This window comes from Curvibacter sp. GW821-FHT09D12 (assembly GCF_059416245.1).
The window spans coordinates 1-2,249 of record NZ_JBWKOU010000052.1; the positions used below are offsets into that span (position 1 = coordinate 1).

Sequence of the window (2,249 nt, forward strand, 5' to 3'; positions counted from 1 at the left end):
CCACGCTGCCCGTGAGGGCGCGGTATTTGTCGGCATCGAACGAGCCTTCCCAGCGCGCAATGGCGAACACGGCGACGGTGTTGCCAACGATGTTGGTGAGGGCGGTGGCCGTGGCCATCAATCGATCGATGCCGAACAACAGGCCCAGGCCGCTGATGGGAAGACTCTTGACCGATTGCAGCGTGGCTGCCAGCTTCACAAAGGCCCCGCCAGCCACCGTGGTGCCCCCCTTGGAGGTCAGGCTCAACACACCCAACAAGGCCAGTTGCTGAAGCCAGGAGAACGGCGTGTCGGTGGCCTGGGCGATGAAGCCCACGGCGATCGCCATGTAGATCGAGGTGCCGTCGAGGTTGAAGCTGTAGCCCGCCGGCAGAACAAAGCCCACCACGGCTTCATCGCAGCCCGCCTGTTCCAGCTTGGCGATCAGCAGGGGAAAGGCCACTTCGCCGGAGGCGGTGCCGAAGACCAGCAGGATCTCGTCGCGGATCAGGCGCACCACCGGCCACAGCGACAGGCCGATGAGCCAGCAGATGCTGCCCAGCCCCACCACGACAAACAGCAGTGAAGCGCCGTAATAAACCAGCACCAGCTTGAGCAGGTAGAGCAAGGTGGCACTGCCGTAGCTGCCGATGGCCGCCGCCATCGCGCCGAAGGCGCCCAAGGGGGCCAGCTTCATGATGAAGGAAAGCATCTTGAACAACACCCGCTGCGCCTCGTCGATGCCCTTGAGGATCACCGAATCGCTGCCCACCGACATGTTCAGGGCAAAGCCAGCCAGCAGCGACACGATCAGCACCTGCATGATGTCGCCCTTGGCAAAGGCATCCACCAGCGTGTGGGGAACCAGGCTGAGCAGGTAGGACGTGGCCGAGATCGAGCCCGACTGGCTGGCCACCTTCATGGCGGCACTGGAGGGTTCCATCCCGGCGGCATGCAGCCCGGCGCCGGGCTCGCACAGGTTGACCATCACAAAGCCCACCAGCATGGCCACCGTGCTGACCACCTCGAAGTACAGCAGAGACTTGGCGCCCAAGCGCCCCAGCTTGCCCAGGTCACGCACATGGGCCAGGCCATGAATGAGCGTGCAAAAGACAATGGGCGCCAACATCATCTTCAGCAAGGCGATGAACAGATCACCCAGCGGCTTCATGGCTGCCGCGGTCTCCGGTGCGGTCAGGCCCAGCACAACGGCCGCCAGGAGGCCGATCAAAACCTGGATGTGTAGCTGCTTGAGGTGTCTCATGAGAGCTGGGCAACGGCCTGGGGCAGGCGAAGCCTTTTGTGTTTGTTGGAATCGAGTTGCGTGGGGCCACGCTCAAACGCCAGGCCACAAGCCCAACGTCCTGGGCAGTGTCAGAGCAGAGAAGCCATCGAACAAGGGCATGACTTCAATAGCAGATATACTTAAAAAACATGGACCTGAAACAACTTGAGTACCTGGTGTGTGTCGTGGAAAGCGGCAGTTTCAGCCGGGCTGCCGTGGCACTGAATCTGGCCCAGCCCAGCGTCAGCCGGCAAATTGCGCTGCTGGAAGAAGAGCTGGGGCAACGCCTGCTCACCCGCACCGGGCGCGGCGTCACCGCCACCGAAGCGGGGGAGGCGCTGCTGGTCCATGCGCGCACCATGCTGGCGTCGTCACGCGCCGCACGCGACGAGTTGCGTGACATGGGTGACAGCCCGAGCGGGCGCATCGTGATCGGCATGCCACCCAGGGTCGCCCTGGGGATCAGCGTGCCCTTGGTGCGCCGCTTCCGGGAGCGGTTTCCACGTGCCGTGATCACCATCCTGGAAGGGCTGAGCATCCCCCTGCGTGAGTCCCTGATGGCCGGCCGGTTGGATCTGGCGCTCTTGTTCGACCCGCCGGCCACACCCCAGCTGAGCTACACCCAACTCTCACGCGAGCGCCTGTTGCTGATTGCCCCGCCGGGGCACCGCCTGCCCAAGAGCGTGGGCCTGAGCAGCCTGGCCGACTACCCCCTTATCCTGCCCAGCGCACCCAACGCCATCCGTAACCTGGTGGACGCGGCACTGCGCCCGCAAGGCGTGCAGCTCAAGGTGCATGCCGAGGTCGGCGCCGTCAACACCGTTCTGGCGCTGGTGGCCCACGGCCAGGGTTGCACCATCCTGCCGGAGAGCGCTGTCGCGCTGGGCCTGCAAGGCCCGCCGCTGCCGCGCACGCCCATCGGGCCGCCCGAAATCTGGAACACCTTGATGCTGGCTGTGCCCAAGGCCAAGCCCGCCAATCGCTT

General features: G+C 64.6%; 2 protein-coding genes. One reads left to right on the plus strand and one right to left on the minus strand.

Annotated features, from left to right (window positions below; genetic code table 11):
* The coding region (locus AC07PT_RS30375; protein WP_494659180.1) for a cation:dicarboxylate symporter family transporter at window positions 1-1,243 on the minus strand (1,243 nt) is incomplete at its 3' end.
* Window positions 1,244-1,413: 170 nt separating this feature from the next.
* On the opposite strand from AC07PT_RS30375, the gene AC07PT_RS30380 reads away from it, so the two are divergent.
* A partial coding sequence (locus AC07PT_RS30380) for a LysR family transcriptional regulator (protein WP_494659181.1) occupies window positions 1,414-2,249 on the plus strand: 836 nt, incomplete at its 3' end.